Origin of the sequence: Corynebacterium sp. HMSC05D03, assembly GCF_001807205.1 — a bacterium.
In the GTDB taxonomy this organism is placed as follows: domain Bacteria; phylum Actinomycetota; class Actinomycetes; order Mycobacteriales; family Mycobacteriaceae; genus Corynebacterium; species Corynebacterium aurimucosum.
This window is the reverse complement of the sequence record NZ_KV788171.1, coordinates 12489-31465: the sequence shown is the minus strand read 5'-3', so window position 1 is coordinate 31465 and position 18977 is coordinate 12489. Positions and strand designations below refer to the sequence as shown.

The following is an 18977-nucleotide window of genomic DNA, read 5'->3' as shown; positions in this document are numbered from 1 at the left end:
CCACGCAAGGGAGAAGAATCACTTTTAGCCCTCGAACCGGAACCAACGCACCGCGGCAAACGACGCCACTGCTGCCCACACCACGAGGACCACGAGCTCAATGCCCGGGAAAGAACCGTTGAGGGCGGTATCCATACCAGCAGCCATGGCCACCGTGGGCACCAGCGTGAGCACCCCGTTGTCGCCGAGACCCTGGGAAAACATCGCCCACCCGACGGCCCCGAGAAGGAGAAACCAAATCAGGTTGGCCACTGCCAGGACTACCTCAGAGCTAAAGGTTCCGCCCAGCAGCAGTCCCAAGGCTGTAAACGTGGCCACTCCTAACGCCAAGGTCAGCACGCCGATGGCAGCGCCCCCAGCAGAAACTCGCAAGCCGAGGATAGCTGCGACAGTGCCGAGCACAAGGACCTGGAGCACCACCATGGAGAGCACGCCGAGAATCTTTCCCACCACGATGGCCCAGGCAGGAACGCCCGATGCGCCGGTGCGCTTCAGTGCACCATAGCGACGGTCGAAGGCCAAGGAGATGGCCTGACCTGTGAAACCGGAGGAGGTCGCTGCAACGGCCAGCACCATGGGGAAAACCTCATCCACACCATGCCCGGTAGTGTCCTTCAGCTTCGCGGCGCCGATCAGGATAGCGAGCGGGATAATGATGCTCAGCAACTGTTGCTCGCCGTGCCGCAGCATCAGTTTGGATTCGATAGCCCCTTGGGCACGCGCCATGGCCGCTACGCCGACGCGCTGCGGGTGCGGGCTAAAAGTGCCGGGTGCGAAGGTGCTCATGGAGCGTCTCCTTGATCAAAGAAAGTGGTGAAAAACAGTAGAGGAAATCAGCAGCGGTTCTAGCTGCGCATCTCGCGACCGGTGAGGTCCAAGAAGACCTCTTCGAGGTTGCGGTGCGAGGTATGCAGGTTGCGGAGGACAACGTTTTGCGCGGCCAAACCCGTGGCGAGATCCGCGATAACGGCTGGGCTGACCGTAGAGGTGAGTCGGTAGTGCAAGGGGCGAAGGGCCTCGGCGGAGATCCCGACCTCACGCAAGGCCTCCAGATCCACCGGGGTTGCGGTATCAAAGTTCAGCTGCGGGATGTCGGTTGTCTCCGTGAGGGAAGCTGCGGTGCCGCTGGCGACGAGCCGGCCGTGGTCGATGATGACGACATGGTCGCTGAGCGCTTCCGCCTCGTCCATGAGATGAGTAGTCAAGATGACGGTGACGCCGTCGGCCCGCAAAGAGCGGATAAGGTCCCAGACGGCAAGACGCGATTGGGCATCCATGCCTGCGGTGGGCTCATCGAGGAAGACTAATTCGGGGCGACCAATGATGGCCAGAGCGAGAGAGAGACGTTGTTGTTGCCCACCGGACAAACGGCGGTAGCTATTCTTTGCCACCCCGCGCAGCCCGAGGGTATCCAGAAGCCACTCCGGGTCCAAAGGATTTTCGTTATAGGAGGCGCTGAGTTTCAGCATCTCCTTGACCTTGATGCCGGAGTAGGAGCCCCCGCCTTGGAGCATGATGCCGATGCGGGAGCGCACTGCATCGGGGTTGCGAGCGGGGTCAAGGCCTAGGACTTCAATGTGGCCAGAAGTGGGCTTTTTGAAGCCTTCACACATCTCGATGGTGGTTGTCTTTCCGGCACCGTTAGGGCCCAGCAAACACAGGATCTCGCCATGTTTGGCGCGGAAACTCAGCCCGTTAACTGCGTTGACGTCGCCATAGGTCTTAATGACGTTATCCAATACAAGAGCTGATGTAGTCACGGAGCCTTAGTCTAGGACACGGACGCCTGAGCGTCGCAATACAACCCACCCCGCAGCGGCGAGCGCGAGGAAGGTCACCAGGGCGGCGAGGTAGATGATGAATACCGTCCCGGGAGGAAGCCCGAGTCCGCGGGGCAGGACGATGAAGCTCATCAATCCGGAATAGATCATGACGGCCATGCGGAAAAAGCGGCGGTTAGCCCACGCGGCGAGCGGCAACACGGCCCACAGGATGTACCAGGGTTGGACAACGGGGAAAAACACCACGAGCACAAAGGTGGACACTCCCAGACCACCCACTGGGTGGATTGCGCCGCGGTAGGTGGCAAACAGCATGCGGATCATGAAACCGGCGGCGATAATGACGCCCACGGTACGGGTGACGCTGAGGATGGCTTCGGTGTGATCGCCTAAACCTAGCAGCATCCCCAGGGAGCCGGCGCCGACACCCACGGAGGTTGTCGCAGACAGCCAGGAACGGATAGTTGCTGCGCCGCCCTGACCGAAAATCCAACCTATGTCGATCCCCGTAATGACAGTGACAGCGGCGATGGACGCTGCGAGCACCAGCAATTGGGTCACGCCAGCGCCAAGCACCGCCCGTACTGGTGGGATGCCGAGCTTGTCGACGAGCCCGCGAGCCGCCGCCATGCCAACAAAGCCTAGGCCAATGAAGCCGGTGACCTTGACCATGCCCGCGCAAGAAATAAGGACACCCGAGGCTAGAAACAACCCCCACACTCGCCATCGGGCGTTGTGCTCGTCATTGACCGCCCGCAGGCCCAGCTCTACACCGACGAGAGCCAACCCCAACATGAAGGATTCATTGTGGATTCCGCCGACGAGGTGAAGGATGGTCAAGGGGTTAAGGATGCCCAGCCACAGCGCCGCCTCGGGGGATACACGGCATCGGGTAGCAAGCCGTGCACTGGCCCAGCCGGCAGCGATGATGCCGAAAAGAGAAAACACGCGGTGCAGCACCACACCCCAAATGATGGAATCGTTGGTCAGCCAGCTCACGACAGCTGCCAAGCCCAAGGCTACGGGGCCATAGGGGGAAGGGGAGTTTGCCCAAATGAAGGGGACGGACCGGGCAAGATCATTATCTGCGCCCAAAAGTTCCACGGGGCCCGCGGAATAGGGATCGAGCCCTTGAAGCACGATGGAGCCGTTGGCGAGATAAGAGTAGATGTCTTGGGTAAACAGCGGCGCGGTGACGAGCAAGGGGAGAACCCATCCCAACCATGTTCGCCACATCTGACTTTGCGTGACTACTCGCGGGGAGTGGCTAAACCGCGGATCTGCGCTAGGTGTTGAGCCTGTACTTGCGCTCGCCGAGTTCTTGCCCAAGCGCAGCGGTGCACCCACCAACGGGGCCATGCATACCCAGGCCGTCACCATGAATCCGACACCAATGAAGACAAGGGCGGATGCTGATTGCAGCATTCGCGTCATGAGCGAGCCAAAAGGCAATGACTCATAAGGGTTACCCACGACGGGCAGGGCACCGGCACCTAGGCCGCCAAGCGCAATGAGTAAGGCTCCAATGGTTCCGAGCCATCTCAGGCTAAAAAGTGTGCGCAGCTGGGCTATGGTGCGGCGGTGAACGTCGCCAAGCGCGGCGTGATCTGCATCTTCGGGGGAGTCGGGAAAATCCTGGTGAAGGAGCGCAGAGCGGGATCCCGGGACTCCCATGCGGGGGAGTTCATCGCGCACACCCCAGATGACTCGGTGCAATCGCCCCGATTGGGTGTAGCCGCGCTCCATATTCATGCCTGTTTACCTTAGTCGCTCGGTGGGGAGAAGCGACTAGGTGCCCGCGACACGAATGAAAGAGTGGAAATCGGGAATGAATTAAGGAACACTAGTGTTGTCTAAAGGGAGAGTGTTTCATTCAAGGAGGTGTACACCGTGACGAAGGAGTTGCCAAGGGAAACTCGCTCTACAGAGGGCGATACCCGCCGACACGTCATGCTGTTGCTTCTCAAGGACGGTCCGGTAACGGCGTCGTATTTGGGTGAACGTCTCGGTCTCTCTGCGGCCGGCATCCGTCGGCACTTAGACATTCTGGTGGAGGAAGGACTCACCGAGGTGGTGCACCGCCGCCCGCCAGCCCGTCCCGGGCAAACAGTAGGCCGCGGTCGCCCCGCCAAGCATTTCCGCCTTACGGATCAAGGGCGCGCCCAATTTGGTCACGCCTATGACCAGTTGGCGGCGGAAGCACTCACAGCGCTGCGAGAAGCGGGCGGTCCGGAAGCAGTCCGCCGCTTTGCCAAGGCGCGATTCGAACGCCTCGTAGAGGACGTGACACCTTTGGTACAGGATGAGGAATCTGTTCCGGAGGTGGCTCGTCAGCTAGCTGAGGTGCTCGATGCGCATGGCTACGCGGCCACGGTGACGTCGGTGGGCAACGGAGTACAGATTTGCCAGCACCACTGCCCGGTTGCCCACGTGGCCACCGAGCACCCGGAGTTGTGTGAAGCTGAACAGGAAGTCTTCTCCGCGCTATTAGGCAAACATGTGCAGCCCTTAGCCTCCATCGCGGATGGCCATGGAATCTGCACCACGAATATCCCCTTAACTCCCGTTCCACCAGCTTCGGCGGAGCGGGAAGAAAACTAATCGAACTAGAAAGGAGCGGGCTTTGACACAGGCACAACCAGCACCAGGGCTTGAGACCAAGATGAGCGATGACGAGATCATCTCTTCCATCGGTGGCTATGAGTACGGCTGGCGTGATTCCGACGAAGCCGGCCAGGCTGCACACCGCGGTTTGAGCGAGGATGTCGTCCGCGATATCTCGAAGAAGAAGAACGAGCCGGAATGGATGCTCGAGTCCCGCCTTAAGGCGCTGCGTGTATTCAACAAGAAGCCGGTTCCGACGTGGGGCCCGGATCTTTCCGGAATCGACTTCGACAACATTAAGTACTTTGTCCGCTCCACCGAGAAGCAGGCCCAGACCTGGGATGACCTGCCGGATGACATTAAGGAAACCTACGACAAGCTAGGTATTCCGGACGCCGAAAAGAAGCGACTTGTCTCTGGTGTTGCCGCGCAATATGAGTCCGAGGTGGTTTACCACAAGATCCGTGAGGACCTTGAGGCCCAAGGCGTTATCTTCGTTGATACCGACACCGCAGTGCGCGAATACCCGGAGATCCTCCAGGAATACTTCGGCACTGTTATTCCGGCCGGCGACAACAAGTTCTCCGCGCTGAATAACGCGTGCTGGTCCGGTGGTTCCTTCGTGTACGTCCCGAAGGGCGTCCACGTGGATATCCCGCTGCAGGCCTACTTCCGCATTAACACCGAGAACATGGGCCAGTTCGAGCGCACCCTCATCATCGTGGAAGAGGGCGCCTACGTTCACTACATCGAGGGCTGTACCGCGCCGATCTACAACTCGGATTCGCTGCACACCGGTGTTATCGAGATCGTCGTGAAGAAGGGCGGCCGCTGCCGCTACACCACCATTCAGAACTGGTCCACCAACGTCTACAACCTGGTGACTCAGCGCGCCAAGGTCGAGGAGGGCGGCACCATGGAATGGGTCGATGGCAACATCGGCTCCAAGGTGACCATGAAGTACCCGTCCTGCTGGCTGACCGGCGAGCACGCCAAGGGTGAGGTCCTCTCCCTGGCCTTTGCTGGCGATAACCAGGTCCAGGACACCGGCTCCAAGATGATCCACATGGCGCCGAACACGTCCTCCAACATCGTCTCGAAGTCCGTGGCCCGCAACGGCGGCCGCGCGGCCTACCGCGGCTTGGTGCAGGTCAACGCTAACGCTACGAACTCCGCTGCCAACGTTGAGTGTGATGCCTTGCTTGTGGACAATGACTCGAGGTCGGATACGTATCCGTACAATGACATCCGTAATGATCACGTCACCCTTGGCCACGAGGCAACGGTCTCCCGGGTTTCTGAGGAGCAGCTGTTCTACCTCATGTCCCGCGGTATCGCTGAGGAAGAGGCCATGGCGATGATTGTGCGCGGCTTCGTCGAGCCGATTGCTAAGGAGCTCCCGATGGAATACGCGCTGGAGCTCAACCGTCTTATCGAGCTGCAGATGGAAGGATCGGTGGGCTAAGTGGTAGCTTCCAATGAATTTAATCCTGCTGACGTCACTAAGGGAGACCAATTCACGTCCTTCAACGTAGAGGACTTCCCAGTGCCGCACGGCCGCGATGAGGTCTGGCGTTTCATTTCCTTGCGTAACCTGCGTGGGCTACATAATGGTGAGTTCGCACCGGCTACGGCGCAGCAGATCGACGTGGTGGCTCCGGAAGGCGTGACCTCTGAGACGGTTGCGCCTGACGACGACCGCCTGGGAACCGCTGGCGCACCTGCTGACCGCGTTGCAGCTCAGGCGTGGTGCTCCATGCCGGAGGCCCAGATTGTCAGTGTTGCCGCTGATGCACGTCCCGACAAGCCGGTGGAGATCACCATCACCGGCGCAGGTGAGGGCGTGACGTCCTTTGGCGCGACCTCCATTCACGTGGGCAATCACGCGGAGGTCACCATCGTTCTTAAGTACGTCGGTTCCGGCACTCACGCAGACAACGTGGAGTTCGTGCTGGGCGACGGCTCCCAGGTCACCGTCGTCGTCGACGCTGACTGGGAGGACGACGCAGTGCACCTGTCCCACCAGATTGCGAAGGTGGGCCGCGACGCCGTACTGCGCCACAACACCGCTATCTTTGGCGGCGAGATCGTGCGCCTCGTTCCACGCGTAATTTTCGATGGCCCCGGTGGCGATGCCGAGCTGCTCGGTGTCTACTTTGCTGATGCCGGCCAGTACTTTGAGAACCGCCTGCTGGTGGACCACGACGTGCCAAACTGCCGCTCCCGCGTCTTCTACAAGGGCGCTCTACAGGGAGCTACGGCTGCGCAGAAGGCCGAAGCCGGCTCTGCTTCCCGTACCCCGGAGGCCCGCACCTGCTGGGTCGGTGACGTGCTCATCCGCAAGAATGCGAACAACACGGACACCTATGAGACGAACAACAACCTGATCCTCACCGAGGGTGCGCGCGCTGATGCCATCCCGAACCTGGAGATCCAGACCGGTGAGATCGTCGGTGCTGGCCACGCCGCAACGGTGGGCCGCTTCGACGACCTCGAGCTGTTCTACCTCATGTCCCGCGGTATCCCTGCCGCCGAGGCACGTCGCCTCATCATCCGCGGCTTCTTCTCTGAAGTCATTTCCCGCATCCCGGTCGAGTCCCTGCGCGAGGATCTGGAATCCCGCGTCGTCGACGAGCTCGCCAAGATCAACGCTTAAATCTTTCCGAAAGCAGGTACCAACTCAATGTCTACCCTGGAAATCAAGAATCTCCACGCGCAGGTGCTCCCACATGAGGAGGACGGTGAGCCCACGCCGATCCTCAAGGGCGTAAACCTCACCATCAATTCCGGTGAGACCCACGCTGTCATGGGTCCGAACGGCTCCGGCAAGTCCACTCTGTCCTACGTTATCGCTGGTCACCCCAAGTACGAGGTGACCGAGGGTGAGGTGCTCCTCGACGGCGAGAATATCCTCGAGATGGAAGTCGATGAGCGCGCCCGCGCTGGTCTCTTCCTGGCTATGCAGTACCCGACAGAGGTACCGGGCGTGAAGATGTCGCAGTTCATGCGTTCCGCCGTGACCGCTATCCGCGGTGAGGCTCCGAAGCTGCGTGAGTGGAACAAGGAGCTCACTGAGGCTCGTGAGAAGCTGGCCATCGATAAGTCCTTTGCACACCGCTCCGTCAACGAGGGCTTCTCCGGTGGTGAGAAGAAGCGCCACGAGGTTATGCAGCTGGATATCCTCAAGCCGAAGTTCGCCGTCATGGATGAGACCGACTCCGGCCTGGACGTCGACGCCCTGCGCGTCGTTTCCGATGGCATCAACAGCTACCAGGAGGAGACCAAGGGTGGCATCCTCCTCATCACGCACTACAAGCGCATCCTCAACTACGTTGTCCCGGACTTTGTCCACGTCTTCGCCGACGGACAGATCATCAAGACCGGCGGCGCTGAACTGGCTGACCAGCTTGAGGCAGACGGCTACGAGCAGTTCCTCAAGTAGGCAGTAGCGCCGATCACGACCACACCACGACACGCTAGAGAAGAAGAACCGAGCACAAGGACCTATGCCTGAACTAGACGTTACTGCGATTCGGGAACAATTCCCTATCCTCTCGCGCACCGTGCGCGACGGTAAACCACTGGTGTACCTGGATTCGGGAGCGACCTCGCAACGTCCCCTGCCGGTATGGAAGGCCGAGGAGGAGTTCGTGCTCGGCACCAACGCGCCGGTACACCGTGGCTCTTACCAGCTGGCGGAGGAGGCTGATGACGCCTATGAGTCCGCTCGCCAGGCCATTGCCGCCTTCGTTGGAGCTGATCGCGATGAGATTTCCTTCACCAAGAACGCCACGGAGGCGTTGAATGAAGTTGCCTATGTGCTCAGTGACGAGCGCGCGGGCGAGCTTTATGTTGGTGAGGGCGATACCGTCGTGGTCACCGAACTGGAGCACCACGCGAACTTGGTGCCGTGGCAAGAGCTGTGCCAGCGCACCGGCGCGACGCTGAAGTGGTACTCCATGACTGAGGACGGCCGCATTGATCTCGATTCGCTCGAGCTCGATGACTCTGTCAAGGTCGTGGCTTTTACCCACCAATCCAACGTGACCGGGGCCGTGGCGCCCGTCGCAGAGTTGGTGCGTCGTGCTCGTGCCGTGGGCGCCATGGTCGTCCTCGACGCCTGCCAGTCGGTGCCGCACATGCCCGTGGATTTCCACGAACTCGACGTCGACTTCGCCGCGTTCTCTGGGCACAAGATGTGCGGGCCGACCGGCGTGGGCGTTCTCTACGGCAAACAGGAGCTGCTGGCGCAGCTGCCGCCTTTCCTCACTGGCGGTTCCATGATCGAAGTTGTCAAGATGGAGGGCTCGACGTTTGCCGAGCCACCCACCCGCTTCGAGGCCGGAACCCAGATGACCAGCCAGGTTGTGGGCCTTGGTGCAGCAGTGAAGTTCTTGAGCGAGGTGGGCATGGACGCCATCCACGCTCATGAGCAAAAACTCACTGCATTGGCCTTGGAGAAGCTTGCTGAGATCCCCGGCGTGCGCATCATCGGGCCTGAGAACACCGAGGATCGTGGGGGAGCGGTCTCCTTCATTGTCGATGGGATCCACCCACATGATTTGGGCCAGGTTCTTGATTCCCATGGTGTGTCCATCCGCACCGGCCACCATTGTGCGTGGCCGCTGCACCGCGCGTGCCAGGCTAATTCGACCGCACGCGCTAGCTTTTACCTGTACAACACTGAGGACGAGGTCGACGCCCTCATAGAGGCAGTGCGGGCTGCCCGCACCTTCTTTGGAGTGAGCGCATGAACCTAGATTCCATGTACCAGGACGTCATCCTCGACCACTACAAGAACCCGAAATTCTCTGGCCTGCGCGAAGGCCAAGCAGAGGTTCACCACGTCAACCCTTCCTGTGGCGATGAGCTCACCCTGCGCGTGAAGCTGTCTCCTGATGGTTCCACCGTCGAGGACGTGTCCTACGACGCCGAGGGATGCTCCATCTCGCAGGCCTCGACCTCTGTCATGGCGGAGGAAATCGTCGGCATTCCCCTCGAGGAGGCGAACGCCAAGCTAGCCGAGTTCGAGAGGATGGTGACCTCCCGCGGGGAGGTTGAGGGTGATGACGAGATTATTGGGGATGGCATCGCCTTCGCCGGCGTGGCTAAGTTCCCAGCCCGTGTAAAGTGCGCTCTCCTCGGTTGGAAAGCTTTCCAAGCCGCCACCGTCGAAGCGCTGAATGAATTGGAGAAGTAGATGGCTGATAACACTGAAACCACCGGTGGCAGCACTGATCCTTACCAGGATCAGAATGCTTCCTTTGATGGCGCTGCTGTCAAGCCTGAACAAACCGAAGAGCAGATTTCCAAGGTCTTCGATATCACCGAGTATCTTCGCGATGTCATCGACCCGGAGCTTGGCATCAACATCGTTGATCTGGGCTTGGTTTATGACGTCTGGCTCGACGAGATCGACGGCAAGAACACCTGCGTCATTAACATGACTCTGACCTCCCCGGCTTGTCCGCTCACTGATGTCATCGGCGAGCAGATCGAGGATGTCATCGTGGGCAACAAGCTCGCCGAGGCAGTCCAGCTCAACTGGGTCTGGATGCCACCGTGGGGCCCGAACATGATTACTGAGGAGGGCCGCGAGATGCTCCAGGCCCTCGGCTTCGCGGTCTAGGTTCCGCGAATCGCCTTAGTTAATATCACCGCCGGTTCGAGAGGACGCATTGTTCTTGTGTCCACACGAACCGGCGGTGTTCTGCGTATATGTGAGCATCCCTCGCCACTGTCAACGCGGTCTCCTCAACCAAAAGCAAAGCCCCAGACCTCGATCCCGAAAGACGCAGGTGGGCGTCGCCAAGCACTGGCTCACTCAGTAGAGGCGAACAGGAGGTTGCGGGATCGAGGTCTGGGGATCTATTCGTCAGTGGTGGTTCGCAAGCGATGCTGTGCCTGGGCGCCGTGCAGTTCGGGTTTAACTGCCCTGGTTGCTAGACTGTTTCGACGTGATTGTGACCAATGATTTCGAGGTGCGCGTGGGCGCACGCACGCTTCTCGACGCCCCCGGCCAGCACCTTCGAGTGCAACCGGGGGATCGTATCGGCTTGGTCGGCCGCAATGGTGCGGGCAAGACGACGACGATGCGCATCCTGGCGGGGGAGACCGAGCCCTATGGCGGCTCGGTGACGCGCTCAGGTCCTATTGGTTACCTGCCGCAGGATTCCCGTGAGGGCAATATCGAGCAGACCGCTCGTGAGCGCGTGCTCTCTGCTCGCGGCTTAGATGAGATCAAGCGCCGCATGGCCAAGCAGCAAGAGCTGATGGAAACCGCCACGGACGATAGGTTCCGCGACAAGGCCATTCGTAAGTTCTCCCGCCTCGAGGAGGAGTACCACACCTTAGGTGGCTACGAGGCAGACTCCGAGTGCGCCCAGATCTGCGACAACTTGGGCCTGCCGCAGCGTGTGCTCGACCAGCAACTCAAGACCCTGTCCGGCGGTCAACGCCGCCGCGTGGAGCTGGCGCAGATTCTCTTCGCAGCTTCGGCTGGGTCAGGCAAGTCCCAGACCACGCTGCTTCTCGACGAGCCCACGAACCACCTCGACGCGGATTCGATTACCTGGTTGCGCGGCTTCCTGTCCAAGCACGAAGGTGGCCTCGTGATGATTTCCCACGACGTAGACCTGCTGGAAGCCGTCTGCAACAAGGTCTGGTTCCTTGATGCCGTGCGCGCCGAAGCAGACGTCTACAACATGGGCTTTAAGAAGTACCTTGATGCCCGCGCCACCGATGAGGCACGCCGTCGCCGCGAGCGCGCCAACGCGGAGAAGAAGGCCGCAGCACTACACAAGCAAGCCGCCAAGTTAGGCGCTAAAGCCACGAAGGCCGCCGCCGCCAAGCAGATGCTGCACCGTGCTGAGCGCATGATGAACGAGCTGGATGACGTTCGCGTGGCCGATAAGGTAGCCCACATTAAGTTCCCGGAACCAGCTCCCTGCGGCAAGACTCCGATGAACGCCAAGGGCCTGACCAAGATGTACGGTTCGCTGGAGGTCTTCGCTGGCGTCGATTTGGCCATCGACAAGGGCTCCCGCGTGGTTGTGCTGGGCTATAACGGTGCGGGCAAGACGACTCTGCTCAAGCTTCTGGCGGGTGTGGAGCGCACCGATGGCGAGGGCGGCATCGTCTCCGGCCACGGCCTGCGCATCGGCTACTTTGCGCAGGAGCATGACAACATCGACCCAGACAAGACCGTGTGGGAAAATACCATCGAGGCCTGTCCTGATGCTGGCCAGCAGGATTTGCGTGGACTGCTGGGTGCCTTCATGTTCTCCGGTGACAAGTTGGAGCAACCCGCCGGAACGCTCTCCGGTGGTGAGAAAACCCGACTGTCGCTGGCAACGCTGGTGTCCTCGCGTGCCAACGTGCTGCTTCTCGACGAGCCTACAAACAACCTCGACCCACAGTCCCGCGAGCAGGTGCTCGATGCCCTAGGCACCTACACCGGCGCCGTGGTCTTGGTTACCCACGACCCGGGTGCGGTCAAGGCGCTCAACCCGGAACGCGTCATCATCATGCCGGACGGCGATGAGGATTTGTGGAACGACGAGTACATGGAAATCGTGGAGCTAGCCTAAAGACTATTTCCCAAATATAGCTCTGTCCTGATTCTGCTTCCTGCGCTAGACTCGGGCTCACAACCACACCGCTCAAGACTCTTCTCTTGGGTCCTTCCGCTTCCCACGCACAGGGTCTAGAAGTGGTAAGACCCTTTCGCGCCGCCGCTGGAGAGGAAGAGACCATGAGCACCGCCGCGACCCTAGATTCCGTCATCGAACCTTTGCTCACCGGATTGGTGAGCAAGCGCCCTGAAGTACGAGTGGACTGGGCCTATACCGAATTGAAAGAAGGCATTGAGTCAGGCCAGTGGGACAGCCATCTCGGCCAGATTCGGGAGCGCCTCACCGGTTACTTGCGTACAGGCAAGGTGTGGACCAAGGCTTTGTCCGCTCAGTTGCTGAATGTGCTCGCGGAAGCAGGCCACTTCCACTACGAGGACTACCTCACCTTCCGCGCGTGGTATGTCACAGAGGAGGACACACGCGGCATCGTCAAAGACATTGGTCCTATCATGGCCGTCGGCTACGGCGCTGACTACGTAGAAACCTGTGTTCGCATAGGAATGATCCCGGCTGTCGAAGGTGCGGCGATCATCTCGTGCCGCCTTCGCGCGCCCGGAGGAGTGTGGCATGACGATGAGAGCATCCGCTTAGCGCGTGCGGCCTGCACCACGATTGCCAAGAGTACCTCGCCGCATATCCTCGAAATTTGGACCGAACGGCTGAGCACTACCGTGCTCACCGAAGGCATACGCAACAATAGCCGTGCCGTAGTCGAAAATTTCGCCCACTTTCTTACGGCCACAGCTGACATGGTCCGCAGTGAACCGGAGAAGTGGGGAATTGACGCTGAACGTGCGGATCTCGTGTTGCCGATGATTGCGGAGATTGAAGAAGAACTTCGCAACGCCAGTAATTAGCAAGAAATAGCACCATAAAAGCGCACCTTCGTTACCTCCTTTGGGTGAGCGCGCTGCCATGGGTAGCGGTCCGGTGATGCCTGGACGGGTTCACTGAGGTCAAGGATGGTATCGGTTCCAGCTGGGCCACCTACAGTTAGTTCACCTTTGTTTATAACAACCGCTGATTCGAATGTTCGGTCTGCCCGCCTGCTACGGACAAGAACCATCGGTACCTTAACGAAGACAGTTTTTCCGCGCCGCAAAACTGTGAGTTCGTTGGTGACATAGCTAGGTCGAATACGTTCAGCAGCGATCAAGCCCCACACAAAGATGATGGCCCACAGCGACAGCAGCAACGCCAGAATTCGTAGAACGCCCACAGGGAGTAGAAAGTGAACGGCCACCATTTCAACCACCAGCACCGCAGTGACGAAGCCGAGCATCTGTAGCCTGCCCGGAGGGTGGGGAAGTGCCACCGCTCCGGCGGGGACCAACGTCTGGCCCCGCATCCAGCGCCACAGATCGTGGTAGAGGCCCAATTCATATTTGGCTAGGCGAAATCCAGGATGTTTCTCCACAAATCGCCAGATACTAGCCACCTGAGCCACCTACCAAAGCTTTGAGCGCTACACCTTGCGCACCAGTAGTCGGAGCATCAGCCACGGTCAGCGGAGCGTTACCAGGTCGCAAGGTGGGATAGATTCCTCGCATCAACCCGTGTTCCCCCAGGTAGCGCATCTTCTCGATGATACGCGCGACCTCACAATCATGCGGAGACAGCGAGCCAAGCTCTCGCCACAACATTTCAGCCTCGCGGAGAGCTGCAAGGCAATGGTCGTCGGCGAGGTTCTGTCGTAGCTGTTTCCAGGTGGCTGATGTAGCGACTCCGGTAAGTGCAATGAGATCCCAGGAATCCAGTTCGAGTTGAAGCATTGCCGGATCCTCGATGACCTGGCTGAGGGAGTCACGGATATCCTCTGGTGTCCCTTTGGGGGCTTGAGAAAGGGCACGCAAACGTTCTCGCTGCTGTTGCAGCCGAGCAATGCGCTCATCCAGCATGTTAAACGAGCGCTCGACCGCATCAGGAGATGAGACATCAGCGACGGGAACGCCGGCGTCGATAAGTGCACGCGCTCGCAGCACCGAAGCCAGGTCAGAGACAGAATAGTCGCGATAGTTTCCGCTGGTGCGTGCGGGTTCAGGAACCGCGCCCGTTTCGTGCAAATGGCGCACGGAGCGCACTGAGCAACCAGCGACCGCGGCGACGTCCGATATCTTCATAGGATAAAGCTAAACCCTCACATTGTGTGAGGGTCAAGTGCTCGGTGCGCATTGCTCCGTGTGGTGTTCTCCTTAGTTGCGGAAACCGTGCACCGGCGCCGGGATGAAGCCACCGCGTTTGATGAAGGTGGAGTTGCCCACTTCATTAACCGGGATGACCGGGGCGTAGCCCAGAAGGCCGCCGAAGTTGACCTCGTCGCCAGCCTTGGTACCTGGAGCAGGGATGACGCGCACGGCGGTTGTCTTATGGTTCATCACGCCAATGGCGGCTTCGTCCGCGATCATACCGGCGATGGTCTCCGCAGAGGTATCGCCCGGAATGGCGATCATGTCCAAGCCCACAGAGCAGATCGAGGTCATGGCCTCCAGCTTGTCGATGGAGATAGCGCCAGAGCGCACCGCATCGATCATCCCCTTGTCCTCAGAAACCGGGATGAAGGAACCGGACAGACCACCCACGCGGGAGCAGGCCATCATGCCGCCCTTCTTGACGGCGTCGTTAAGCAACGCGAGCGCTGCCGTGGTGCCGTGCGTGCCCACCTGATCCAGCCCCATATGCTCCAGGATGTGTGCGACGGAGTCACCCAGTTCCGCGGTGGGAGCAAGCGAGAGGTCAATGATGCCAAAGGGGACACCGAGGCGCTGAGAAGCCATGGAACCCACGAGCTGGCCGGCGCGAGTTACCTTGAAGGCTGCCTTCTTGACTTCCTCGGCGACCTCATTGAGGGTGGCTCCCTCAAGGGAGCCGAGCGCGCGATCGACGACACCGGGTCCGGATACGCCAACAGAAACCACGCAGTCCGGCTCCTCAATACCGTGGAAAGCGCCGGCCATGAAGGGGTTATCGCCCACGGAGTTGGAGAAGATCACGAGCTTGGCGCAACCGATAGCGCTGCGGTCCTTGGTCAGCTCGGCTGCTTCCTTGATGATGCGTCCCATCTGGGCCGCGGCATTCATGTTGATGCCGGCGCGGGAGGAAGCGATGTTCACCGAGGAGCAGACGAGGTTCGTCTCTGCGAGGGCTTCCGGGATGGATCGGATCAGGGCCTTTTCAGCAGTGGTAGCGCCCTTTTCAACGAGCGCGGAGTAGCCGCCAACGAAGTCGACGCCGGTCGCGGCTGCCGCACGGTCGAGCGCGCGGGCGACGTCTACGGGGTTTCCTTCGACGCCGGCCACGATGAGCGCGATTGGGGTGACGGAGATGCGCTTGTTGACGATCGGGATGCCGAGCTCGGCCTCGATTCCCTCGCACACCTCAACCAGCTGTGCGGCGCGGGTGGTCACGAGGTCGTAGACAGCCTCAGCGGTGGCTTCCATGGTGGAGCGCGTGCAGCCGAGCAGCGAAATGCCCATGGTGACGGTGCGGATATCGAGACGGTATTTCTCGATCATCTCGATGGTGTCGAGAATGCTGGCGGTATTGAAGCGGTTAAGCATGACTGGTTATCGCCCCTAAATTTCGTTCATTGCGGTGAACAGCGCTTCCGACTGCACGCGGATGGATTGTTTGATGGACTCACCGACGGTGTTCATCCGTTCCTGGAGCTGCTGGATGCTGACTTCGTTCTCATCGAATTCGACGCGCAAGATCATGGTGAAGTACTCAGACATGAGGGTCTGGGAGACATCAACGATATTGACGTTAAGCTCTGCGAGGGCGGTGGACACGGCGGAGATAATGCCGGTGTTATCGACACCGGTAACAGTCATGATGGCGATCATGACTAGATTGTAGCCTGTAGGTTTTTCCAGCTGTCCTGGGGTCCTGCAGAGATATCAGACAGCGCGTACGGTGGCGCTCATGACTGATACGACAACAACTGCACGCAAGAAGGTTCTGTACATCGGCGGCCATGGCAAGGTTGGGCTTTTAGCGGCGCCCAAGCTTGTCGACGCCAATCTTACCGTCCATTCCCTTATCCGTAACCCCGACCAGGTCGCTGATGTTGAAGCCCTCGGCGCCACTGCAGTGGTGCGCGATCTCACCGAGCTTTCTGTTGAAGACTGGGTAGAGCTTTTGGCTGACTATGACGTCGTCGTGTGGGGTGCCGGAAACGGTGGCCGCGCTGGCGCGGAAGTTACGTGGGCAGTGGACCGCGATGCTGCACTTGCCTCCATCGCTGGTTTGGAGAAGCTAGCGGAGGAGGGAAAGCGCACCCCGGCCTACGTGATGATTTCCTACATGGGTGCCACGACCAATACCACCGATCCCGCGGACGAGAAGTGGTATGCCTACGTAGAGTCCAAGAAGGCCGTAGACAATAAGCTCAATTCGACCGATCTCAATTACCTCATTCTGGGTCCTGCGGCGCTCACGGAAGAGCCTTCTCAGGGCATCACTGTGCTCGATAGCGATGCTGAGCGCACGAGCGATATGACGACTTCCCGGGAGCTTGTGGCCGAGGTTGTCGCTGAGGTGGCTCGCCGCGAGACCTTCCCAGCCTCGCCATTAGAGTTCATCGATGGTGACGGCGACGTTAAGGACATCTAGGAAGCAGAGGATGCGGCGGCGTTAAGCCCGGCTATTACTTGCTCGCGGCTGAGTCCATGACGCAGGCTTGCAAAGCGTAGTGGCTTTGTGGATAAGTGAGCGGCAATGTACCACCCCGTGGTGCGCTCAAAGATGGCCTTGCTTTGAAAACGCACCACGCCGATGCCCTGTTCGCGGAAGGCCCGTGGAGAAGTGAGAGACGCAAACTCATCGCTGATGATGTCGTGAATAGTGCCATCGGGAAGGAAAAGGCGCACTTTCGCTTTGTAATAGTACTGGGTGGGTTCATATTCTGGGACGTATTGGCCGGTCTGCCAGATCTCGCTGAGCAATGCGGGATAATACTCTATCCATCCATTTTCTGCGGCGGTACGTATCCGGCGCGCACCCCATGTCGAGCTGCGTATTGACCACAGATTTCTAGCTGCTGTAACCACGAACAAGACAGCGAAGAATGCCGCGGCCAATCCCTGCCATCCGGAGCTGAAGGACAGATCTTCAAAAATAAGGATTGGAACCGCCATGGCGCAGAGTATTACTGCCACCACAATGCGCGTGCGAAGTTCTTTATTTTCAAGCGTTTTCCCGCCAGGAAGTGGACCTGCTGTTGCGATTGCACGCGTGATGGCGCTAGTTGCTGGCGAGGGGTTGGGAGAAGAAACTGACCGATGACTTCGAGGAATCAGCCTTTCATTGTATTCATGGTCGGGAAAGTCGAAAGGGGCTATGTAGTGTTGAGGCATTCTTATCGGCTCCTAGAAGGCGGCCAGTCTAGACTGTAAATCGTTGAGCATTAACCTTTTACCCAGTTTTGCTCGGCAAAAGACAGCGCCGCCTCGATGTTCTTCTTGCGCAGACCATGCTGGAGTTCTAGTTGCGGATTATCCGAGTCGGCGCGGTATCCCACCACACTCCAGCCGTTATTGTGGTTGAAGTCGACGGTGGCGACGAGGGGACCGTCGGTGAGCAACCGGCCACGCAGCTTCAGCCAGTTCGGATTCGGAGCAATGAACTCCGCTGTCCTGCTCTTTGTCAATGAGCCGTCCGGCTGCAAAATCAATATCGGGGCGGTGTAGTAGTAATCGGTGGTGTCGTTGTAATCGACGCGACGCTTATAAACCAGCTCACCGATCAATGCGGGGCGGTACTCAATCCATCCATTCGCCCACGCAGTGCGCAGCCGCGTCGTGGATCCCCAGCGCCCTCGCATGACCATAACTCCGATAAGGATGAATACCAGTGCGGTGAGCGCGATGATAATGCTGGCTATCGGTATCCCGCCGATGGTTCCATCTGCGCCTGGAAAAAGGACAAAGAGGAAAAGCGCATGCGTCACTGAGAAGAACAGGGACGTGGCTCCCATGGAGATGACAATGAATCCAGCGATGGTCATGCCGAGATTCGTTTGGCCGATCGGTCGCCCGACGCTATCGATAGCTTCGCGTATGCCGCTGCGATCTACGTTGGGGTTGGGCTGCTGATCGTGCTCCTTTAGCTCCTTAGGCGCGAGGGAGTCGGCGCTGGATGCATCAAATTTCAGCGGTGACCGAGGCAATTGAATAGAAGATTGCGTCATGGATCACAGTGTAAAGGGCTTGGAGCTGCCTTGATCGTCGGTTCAACATCCAATGGGGAGCAGGACCCGTGTGGGGCGGCGGGCTGACCCCAATGAAAGAGCGGCCTTAGCGCACCCAGCGCTGTTCGGCGAAGGAGAGAACGGCTTCTACCTGGCGCCCGGTGAGGCCACACGAAAGTTCTGCTTCTGAACTCGTCCCGTCGGTGCGGTAAGCAGCGACGGTCCATCCATTGCTATTCGTGGAGTCCACGGTTGCTAAGCGGGATCCTTCGGCAATAGCAGTGCCCCGCGATCTCAGCCAGTTCGGATTTGCAGCGCGGAACTCACCGGACATGGCTCTAGCTAGTGTGCCGTCTGGCTGGAGGAGCAGAAGGGGCGCCGAGTAATAAAAATAGGTTCGTTCACGGTCGTCGGGGCCTACGGTTTTGCTGCGTAGGTACACCAACTCACCGATGAGAGCAGGACGGTATTCTACCCAGCCGTTGCGCCATGCAGTGCGCAGACGCCGAGAACGGCTGACTTTCATGACCACGCGTCTCAAGCCAATCCCCACGATGATCAGGATGATCAGTAAAGGGAAGACGGGAATGAAAGAGATGAGCCGAAACTGTGAAATGACATGTCGCGCTGGGCCGAGGAAATCGTAAATAAAAGTGAACGCCATGCCGCATACGAAGAGCACCACGATAGTTATAAAAATCCAGGAAGCCACGTCACTGGGTCTCAGACGCCCTGGCAGCGGTCCAGCATCCTCGATGACCTCGCGGAGCC

At 59.3% G+C, this 18977-nt stretch carries 20 protein-coding genes; 10 read left to right on the top strand and 10 right to left on the bottom strand.

Going from position 1 to position 18977, the window contains the following annotated elements; genetic code table 11:
• Window positions 1–24 precede the first annotated feature (24 nt).
• Genes HMPREF3147_RS04220 through mptB form a run of 3 tightly spaced genes read right to left on the bottom strand, consistent with a single transcriptional unit; the run spans window position 25 to window position 3533 of the window.
• Window positions 25–786: an ABC transporter permease gene (locus HMPREF3147_RS04220; protein WP_070444860.1), complete on the bottom strand. Its 762-nt coding sequence runs from the start codon at window positions 784–786 to the stop codon at window positions 25–27.
• Window positions 787–845: 59 nt separating this feature from the next.
• Window positions 846–1760, bottom strand: coding sequence for an ABC transporter ATP-binding protein (locus HMPREF3147_RS04215; RefSeq protein WP_070444857.1), 915 nt, complete (start codon window positions 1758–1760; stop codon window positions 846–848).
• A 6-nt stretch (window positions 1761–1766) separates the two neighbouring features.
• The gene (gene mptB / locus HMPREF3147_RS04210; protein WP_070444854.1) at window positions 1767–3533 is read right to left on the bottom strand and encodes a polyprenol phosphomannose-dependent alpha 1,6 mannosyltransferase MptB; all 1767 of its coding nucleotides are present in this window, start codon (window positions 3531–3533) and stop codon (window positions 1767–1769) included.
• A gap of 138 nt (window positions 3534–3671) precedes the next feature.
• Between mptB and HMPREF3147_RS04205 the strand changes: the two genes are divergently transcribed.
• The 9 genes from HMPREF3147_RS04205 (at window position 3672) to HMPREF3147_RS04165 (ending at window position 12876) form a co-directional block, all read left to right on the top strand.
• Window positions 3672–4382: a helix-turn-helix transcriptional regulator gene (locus tag HMPREF3147_RS04205; RefSeq protein ID WP_070444851.1), complete on the top strand. Its 711-nt coding sequence runs from the start codon at window positions 3672–3674 to the stop codon at window positions 4380–4382.
• 61 nt (window positions 4383–4443) lie between these two features.
• On the top strand, window positions 4444–5850 hold the full coding sequence (sufB, locus tag HMPREF3147_RS04200; RefSeq protein ID WP_141740716.1) for a Fe-S cluster assembly protein SufB: 1407 nt from the start codon (window positions 4444–4446) through the stop codon (window positions 5848–5850).
• On the top strand, window positions 5851–7041 hold the full coding sequence (sufD, locus tag HMPREF3147_RS04195; RefSeq protein WP_070444846.1) for a Fe-S cluster assembly protein SufD: 1191 nt from the start codon (window positions 5851–5853) through the stop codon (window positions 7039–7041).
• A 27-nt stretch (window positions 7042–7068) separates the two neighbouring features.
• Window positions 7069–7827, top strand: a complete 759-nt coding sequence (gene sufC / locus HMPREF3147_RS04190; protein WP_070444843.1) for a Fe-S cluster assembly ATPase SufC — start codon at window positions 7069–7071, stop codon at window positions 7825–7827.
• Window positions 7828–7891: 64 nt separating this feature from the next.
• The gene (locus tag HMPREF3147_RS04185; protein WP_070444841.1) at window positions 7892–9139 is read left to right on the top strand and encodes a cysteine desulfurase; all 1248 of its coding nucleotides are present in this window, start codon (window positions 7892–7894) and stop codon (window positions 9137–9139) included.
• On the top strand, window positions 9136–9585 hold the full coding sequence (gene sufU / locus HMPREF3147_RS04180) for a Fe-S cluster assembly sulfur transfer protein SufU (protein WP_070444838.1): 450 nt from the start codon (window positions 9136–9138) through the stop codon (window positions 9583–9585). Before HMPREF3147_RS04185 ends, sufU begins: the two co-directional genes overlap by 4 nt.
• The gene (locus HMPREF3147_RS04175) at window positions 9586–10014 is read left to right on the top strand and encodes a metal-sulfur cluster assembly factor (protein ID WP_070444828.1); all 429 of its coding nucleotides are present in this window, start codon (window positions 9586–9588) and stop codon (window positions 10012–10014) included. It begins immediately after the preceding gene.
• 328 nt (window positions 10015–10342) lie between these two features.
• Window positions 10343–11974, top strand: coding sequence for an ABC-F family ATP-binding cassette domain-containing protein (locus HMPREF3147_RS04170; RefSeq protein ID WP_070444825.1), 1632 nt, complete (start codon window positions 10343–10345; stop codon window positions 11972–11974).
• Between the two features lie 164 nt (window positions 11975–12138).
• Window positions 12139–12876, top strand: a complete 738-nt coding sequence (locus HMPREF3147_RS04165) for a hypothetical protein (protein ID WP_070444822.1) — start codon at window positions 12139–12141, stop codon at window positions 12874–12876.
• On the opposite strand, the gene HMPREF3147_RS04160 is transcribed toward HMPREF3147_RS04165, so the two are convergent.
• The 4 genes from HMPREF3147_RS04160 to HMPREF3147_RS04145 form a co-directional block, all read right to left on the bottom strand.
• On the bottom strand, window positions 12873–13457 hold the full coding sequence (locus tag HMPREF3147_RS04160) for a hypothetical protein (protein ID WP_070445034.1): 585 nt from the start codon (window positions 13455–13457) through the stop codon (window positions 12873–12875). The two genes, HMPREF3147_RS04165 and HMPREF3147_RS04160, sit on opposite strands and share 4 nt — an antisense overlap.
• Complete coding sequence (locus tag HMPREF3147_RS04155; protein ID WP_070444819.1) at window positions 13450–14139, bottom strand: MerR family transcriptional regulator; 690 nt, start codon at window positions 14137–14139, stop codon at window positions 13450–13452. Before HMPREF3147_RS04155 ends, HMPREF3147_RS04160 begins: the two co-directional genes overlap by 8 nt.
• Before the next feature lie 72 nt (window positions 14140–14211).
• Window positions 14212–15576, bottom strand: a complete 1365-nt coding sequence (locus HMPREF3147_RS04150) for a PFL family protein (protein ID WP_070444816.1) — start codon at window positions 15574–15576, stop codon at window positions 14212–14214.
• 15 nt (window positions 15577–15591) lie between these two features.
• Window positions 15592–15861, bottom strand: coding sequence for an ACT domain-containing protein (locus HMPREF3147_RS04145; protein WP_010186707.1), 270 nt, complete (start codon window positions 15859–15861; stop codon window positions 15592–15594).
• A 79-nt stretch (window positions 15862–15940) separates the two neighbouring features.
• On the opposite strand from HMPREF3147_RS04145, the gene HMPREF3147_RS04140 reads away from it, so the two are divergent.
• A complete protein-coding gene (locus HMPREF3147_RS04140; RefSeq protein WP_070444811.1) occupies window positions 15941–16630 on the top strand; it encodes an SDR family oxidoreductase in 690 nt (229 codons plus the stop codon).
• Here HMPREF3147_RS04140 and HMPREF3147_RS04135 read toward each other — a convergent pair.
• The 3 genes from HMPREF3147_RS04135 to HMPREF3147_RS04125 all read right to left on the bottom strand — a co-directional run bounded on the left by HMPREF3147_RS04135 (window position 16627) and on the right by HMPREF3147_RS04125 (window position 18918).
• Complete coding sequence (locus HMPREF3147_RS04135) at window positions 16627–17373, bottom strand: hypothetical protein (RefSeq protein ID WP_070444809.1); 747 nt, start codon at window positions 17371–17373, stop codon at window positions 16627–16629. The genes HMPREF3147_RS04140 and HMPREF3147_RS04135 overlap by 4 nt on opposite strands.
• A gap of 50 nt (window positions 17374–17423) precedes the next feature.
• Complete coding sequence (locus HMPREF3147_RS04130; protein ID WP_070444805.1) at window positions 17424–18206, bottom strand: hypothetical protein; 783 nt, start codon at window positions 18204–18206, stop codon at window positions 17424–17426.
• A gap of 106 nt (window positions 18207–18312) precedes the next feature.
• Window positions 18313–18918: a hypothetical protein gene (locus tag HMPREF3147_RS04125; protein WP_246815724.1), complete on the bottom strand. Its 606-nt coding sequence runs from the start codon at window positions 18916–18918 to the stop codon at window positions 18313–18315.
• Window positions 18919–18977: the final 59 nt, after the last annotated feature.

Bases quoted from the DNA above. Each gene is read 5' to 3' on its own strand.
- HMPREF3147_RS04185 (WP_070444841.1), top strand. From the start codon at position 7,892: ATGCCTGAACTAGACGTTACTGCGATTCGGGAACAATTCCCTATCCTC.
- HMPREF3147_RS04155 (WP_070444819.1), bottom strand. From the start codon at position 14,139: ATGAAGATATCGGACGTCGCCGCGGTCGCTGGTTGCTCAGTGCGCTCC.
- HMPREF3147_RS04140 (WP_070444811.1), top strand. From the start codon at position 15,941: ATGACTGATACGACAACAACTGCACGCAAGAAGGTTCTGTACATCGGC.
- HMPREF3147_RS04135 (WP_070444809.1), bottom strand. From the start codon at position 17,373: ATGCCTCAACACTACATAGCCCCTTTCGACTTTCCCGACCATGAATAC.
- sufU (WP_070444838.1), top strand. From the start codon at position 9,136: ATGAACCTAGATTCCATGTACCAGGACGTCATCCTCGACCACTACAAG.
- HMPREF3147_RS04165 (WP_070444822.1), top strand. From the start codon at position 12,139: ATGAGCACCGCCGCGACCCTAGATTCCGTCATCGAACCTTTGCTCACC.
- HMPREF3147_RS04145 (WP_010186707.1), bottom strand. From the start codon at position 15,861: ATGATCGCCATCATGACTGTTACCGGTGTCGATAACACCGGCATTATC.
- mptB (WP_070444854.1), bottom strand. From the start codon at position 3,533: ATGAATATGGAGCGCGGCTACACCCAATCGGGGCGATTGCACCGAGTC.
- HMPREF3147_RS04130 (WP_070444805.1), bottom strand. From the start codon at position 18,206: ATGACGCAATCTTCTATTCAATTGCCTCGGTCACCGCTGAAATTTGAT.
- HMPREF3147_RS04175 (WP_070444828.1), top strand. From the start codon at position 9,586: ATGGCTGATAACACTGAAACCACCGGTGGCAGCACTGATCCTTACCAG.
- sufB (WP_141740716.1), top strand. From the start codon at position 4,444: ATGAGCGATGACGAGATCATCTCTTCCATCGGTGGCTATGAGTACGGC.
- HMPREF3147_RS04150 (WP_070444816.1), bottom strand. From the start codon at position 15,576: ATGCTTAACCGCTTCAATACCGCCAGCATTCTCGACACCATCGAGATG.
- sufC (WP_070444843.1), top strand. From the start codon at position 7,069: ATGTCTACCCTGGAAATCAAGAATCTCCACGCGCAGGTGCTCCCACAT.
- HMPREF3147_RS04220 (WP_070444860.1), bottom strand. From the start codon at position 786: ATGAGCACCTTCGCACCCGGCACTTTTAGCCCGCACCCGCAGCGCGTC.